The organism is Arsukibacterium sp. (assembly GCF_041616895.1).
In the GTDB taxonomy this organism is placed as follows: Bacteria; Pseudomonadota; Gammaproteobacteria; order Enterobacterales; family Alteromonadaceae; genus Alishewanella.
The window spans coordinates 1-4,653 of the sequence record NZ_JBFJPY010000152.1 but is presented as its reverse complement, the minus strand read 5'-3'; the positions used below and the strand labels follow the sequence as shown (position 1 = coordinate 4,653).

The window sequence follows — 4,653 nt, the reverse complement described above, 5'->3', positions numbered from 1 at the left end:
TGCTGCGGCTTACGTTGAATTACAGCCTGATATTCGCTCGACTTACATGCGCCAGGCACCCGCTGCAGACATTATGGCGTTGACAGACGTGCCGTACTCAACCGGGTTGTATACTGCAGCCGAATTTTTCTGGATCCAGAGCTTTGGTAACCCAGAGAGTTTCTACATGTATCAGGGCGGTTTTTTCCTCGGCGGTGGCTATCGGTTCACTGAAAACGTTAGTTTTAATACCACTTTGAAATTGACACTGCTGGAAAATTTCGACAATTTTAATTTTAAAGTAGATGGCACAAATACTCCATTACCGAGGGTGCGCACGCTGGTGCGTGAATACGTAACTGGCAGAAACCTCGCCATGGAAAATGCCTATGGCCACTGGCAAAAACAGTTTGGCGATAACTGGTTTGCCCAGGCCTATGGGGGGTATCTGGAAACCATGTTTGGTGGAGTGGGTACGGAAGTGCTTTACCGGCCGGTAGACAGTAATTTTGCTGTTGGTTTTGACTTAAATTATGTGCGTCAGCGCTCATTTGAGAACGAGGTAGACTTTTTTGACTATAAAACCTTTACCGGCCATATCAACCTGTACTGGCAACCCGAGTTTTTACCTGATACCCGCTTAACCTTTAATATTGGCCAGTTTCTGGCGCAAGATAAAGGGGTGAATGTTGATTTTGCCAAGCGCTTTGACAATGGCATTATTATTGGCGCTTATGCGGCAATAACCAATGTTTCATCGGAAGAGTATGGTGAAGGCAGTTTTACCAAAGGCTTTTATTTGTCGCTGCCGTTTGACGTATTTTCAGTAAAACCAAGCAAAGGGCGGGGCCGTTTACCCTGGGTACCTATTGCCCGTGATGGTGGTCAGCCACTAAACCGGCCGGTTAAGTTAATTGATACCACCGAAGCACGTTCTGGTTTTTATAATTAAAGGAGTTGCGAGCTTAGGATTAACCGGTTGTAATATTAATCATCTGTGACGATGGTATTACGGCCGGCTGCTTTGGCCTGATATAAGGCTTTATCGGCATGCTGTAACATCTGTTCAGGACCGGTATTTTTGTCGGCGATAACACTGTAGCAGCCCATGCTTACCGTAAGGTAGTCGGCGACATCGGATTGGCAATGGCGTATTTGCAGCGCTTTAATATGCTGCTGCACCCGCTCAGCGACTTCAAGGCAAGCCTTGCCGTCGCTGTCGGGCAAAACAAGGGCGAATTCTTCGCCGCCATAACGCGCCGCAACTTCACCCTGACGGCGTGCTTCTTTTTTTAGTGCTGTGGCCACTTGTTGCAAAGCGGCGTCACCGGCCTGATGGCCATAATGGTCGTTGTAGGGCTTAAATAAGTCGATATCCAGTAAAATCAGCCCCAGTGGCAACTTGCTGCGTGCACTGCGCTGCAGCTCTTCCAGTAATTTCTCATCAAAATTACGTCGATTCGCCAGCCCGGTTAAGCCATCCTGATTAGCCTGTTTTTGCAGTTCCTGATTAGCACTAAGCAGCTGTTGCTGGATCTGTTGTAACGACACCCGGTAATTGACATTCTGAATACTGTTGGCAATCATCTCACCGACTAATTTTATCCGTCGCAGATCGTTGTTGGTCCAGTTCCGTTGCCGGGCGACCATGTCGCAACCGACAAAACCAATAAGCTGTTGGCCGGCCAGCATGGCAATACACAGAACGGAGCGAATATCTTCGTGTTCAAACTCCTGCTGCTCGCTCGCTGCTTCCGCGGGAAGTTTGCTAACATCCGATACGGCAAAAATATGGTCTCGTTGAATTTTCTCAAAGAAATAGGGGAGCGCCTGTTCCGGTATTTGTTGCAAGTTCTCTTTATGAGCAGTGACGCCATCACGCACCCATTCGTGGGTGTTGCTCATTTCACTGATGTCGTGGTTAAACTGAAAAATATAGCTACGATCCGCGTGGCAAAACTCGCCGAGGGCGGCCAATGCATCTTCAATATGTTGATCGAGTGCTTCACTGCTGACATTAATCAGTTCAGTGGAAATCAGTGACATCAGCTTATCAAAGGCCAGGGCCTCTTCCAGCTGCGCAATATCGGCTGAGGGCTTTGCTACCGGCTGAACGGTGTCGGATTGCGCTGAGCGGGGTTCTGGTAGGTTTTGCAACGGCGACAAAGTAACAATAATGGTATTGCCCAAACTAAACTGTAATTTGACCAGATCGCTTTGCAGCATATACAGCGAGGGTGTGCCTTGTACTTCCAGTAAAACCTGCTGGTGCAGCTTGGTGCCTCCTAAGGCCATTAGCAAAGGGTTACTGAGTAAGCTGATTTTATTGCCGTGCTGATCCAGTATTCTGATTTCAGATAGTTGCGGCAGGCTCAGGGCTTTATCGGGCAGCGTTTTGCCCAGCAGGCTGCGAGCCGCCGCATTGGCAAAAATCTCCGCTTTGGCACTCTCTTTGTAAAGTAGTGCTACCGGCAGTCGGTCAAGGATAGCCCAAAAATGGGGATAAGCGTCTGAGTTTGTAACCATAAATCACGATAATCTTTTTTATTACTATAACGGATTAAGCGCTGATGGCAAATTTAGGGCGGCAGCCGGCGGGTTACGTTTGCTGCCAGACCAATTGTTTGAAATGCTGGCGGCACATCGACACGTAACTTTCATTACCGCCAATCTGCACCTGGCTGCCGGCGGTGGCGGCGTTGCCAGCAGCATCAAGACGCACCACAAAGTTGGCCTTGCGGCCGCAGTGACATATGGTTTTTAGCTCAATTAACTTGTCGGCCCAGGCCAGTAAGGCTTCGCTGCCAGCAAAGGTTTCGCCGAGAAAGTCTGTGCGTAAGCCAAACGCCAGCACGGGGATCCGTAGTTCATCGACGATATCGGTAAGCTCTCGCACCTGAGCTTTACTGAGAAACTGCGCTTCATCTATCAGAATGCAGTCTAAGCGTCCGGCCATTTTAAGTTGCTGGGCATGGGCCAGAAAATTAAATTCCGCACTAAAAATATGGGCATCCATCGCCAGACCAATGCGCGAGCTGACTTTGCCAAGGCCAAAGCGATTATCCAGCGCCGCGGTGTAAATGGCCACCGTCATGCCTCTTTCCTGGTAGTTGTAAGCGCTTTGCAGCAAGGAGGTCGATTTACCGACATTCATAGCCGAATAGTAGAAATAAAGTTGGGCCACTGCCTGGCTCCTGAGATAACCCTGAAAATTGACGGCTAAGAATACCCAAAGCAGCCTGGGCTGTAAACGCCGGAATAATTGATAATGCCGGGCATTGGCTTTACCGTTGGTAACAGGCATACTTTGCCAGCAAAATATTGATATTTAATAACCTGACAGGAAAAGCTGATGGAAAAGTTGATGTTATTGCCGGTGTTTGCCCAGGTATTGCTAACCAGTGTAGTGATGATTTTTATGGGCCGGCGCCGGATCAAAGCGGCAAAGAGTAAAGAAATAAGCATGACTGCTTTTAGAACCATGGATTTAACGGGTGCAAACGAGCAGGTTATTGCCACCAGTCGCAATTTTGATAATCAGTTTCAGATGCCGATGTTATATCTGTTTAGCGTACTGTTCTGCCTGCAATTTGGCCTGGCCGATTTAACGTTTCTGGTAATGGGCATTGTATTTGTGGCACTGCGTTACTGGCATACTGTTATTCATATTGGCAGTAATAATGTGCGGCTGCGGTTCAGGGTGTTTTTGCTGGGATGCCTTACGCTGTGGCTGATTTGGATCCGCTTACTGGTGCTGGCGTTTATCTAAACAGTCATCCCATAACGGAGCTGTAATTACCCTGCTACGTCGTTTATTGCATCGGATAGAAGTGTTTGGTCGTATAGCTTATTGTATGTAATAGACGGATGGCGGGGTAAGCGTGATGCTAACTATTTCGATAAAAGCTTGTTCGATAAAAGCTGGTGCGATAAAAGCCGGCTTGCTGCTGAGTGCAATGTTAATGCTACCATTGGCAGCGCAACCGACCCGGCTTATTGTTGCTACTAATAGCGAATATACTGGCAGCAGCGTGCAAGATGCCGATAATGCGGTGGCGCAATATTTAAGCAATTACGCCAGCAGGGTTGAACCCATTGGCGGTGCGCTTCGAAAGCGCGGCGGGTCTGGCTTATTACGGCTGGAGCTGGCCAGTGGTGTTCAATTGCAGCAGGCAGTTAACTACTACCGGCAGTTGCCAGGGGTTCGCTTTGTTGAACCTGATTATCTTGTCAAAAAACAACAAATTCCTAATGATCCGCAATTTAACCTGCAATGGCATCTAAGCCAGGCTGAGGGCATTAACGCGCCCGCTTTCTGGCAGCAGAGCTCGGGTGAGCAACAGCTGGTGGTGGCAGTAGTTGATACTGGGGTAGCGTATAATCATCCTGATTTACAGGCCAACCTCTGGCGTAACCCGTTAGAGACGGTTAACGGCGCTGATGATGATGGTAATGGCTATATTGATGATATTTATGGCATTGATACCGCGAATAACACCAGTGATCCGACCGATCAAGATGGTCATGGTAGCCAGATAGGCGGCATTATTGCGGCGACAACCAATAATACCCTGGGCGTTGCCGGAGTGAACTGGCAATTGCAGGTATTACATTGCAAATTTTTAGATGAAACAGGCACTGGCTTTGTGAGTGATGCCATCGCCTGTCTGGATT

The 4,653-nt window shown here is 48.4% G+C and carries 5 protein-coding genes; 3 read left to right on the top strand and 2 right to left on the bottom strand.

Annotated elements, in window-relative coordinates; translation table 11 throughout:
• A partial coding sequence (locus tag ABY802_RS15910) for a YjbH domain-containing protein (protein ID WP_372628108.1) occupies positions 1-931 on the top strand: 931 nt, incomplete at its 5' end.
• Positions 932-966: 35 nt separating this feature from the next.
• On the opposite strand, the gene ABY802_RS15905 is transcribed toward ABY802_RS15910, so the two are convergent.
• On the bottom strand, positions 967-2,505 hold the full coding sequence (locus tag ABY802_RS15905) for a diguanylate cyclase domain-containing protein (RefSeq protein ID WP_372628107.1): 1,539 nt from the start codon (positions 2,503-2,505) through the stop codon (positions 967-969).
• Between the two features lie 73 nt (positions 2,506-2,578).
• Entirely contained in the window at positions 2,579-3,283 is a 705-nt protein-coding gene (locus tag ABY802_RS15900) for a thymidine kinase (RefSeq protein WP_372628106.1), read from the bottom strand.
• 48 nt (positions 3,284-3,331) lie between these two features.
• Here ABY802_RS15900 and ABY802_RS15895 point away from each other — a divergent pair, with 48 nt between their 5' ends.
• A complete protein-coding gene (locus ABY802_RS15895) occupies positions 3,332-3,748 on the top strand; it encodes an MAPEG family protein (protein WP_372628105.1) in 417 nt (138 codons plus the stop codon).
• A gap of 115 nt (positions 3,749-3,863) precedes the next feature.
• Positions 3,864-4,653, top strand: a 790-nt coding sequence (locus ABY802_RS15890; protein WP_372628104.1) for a S8 family serine peptidase, incomplete at its 3' end; no start/stop codon positions are given.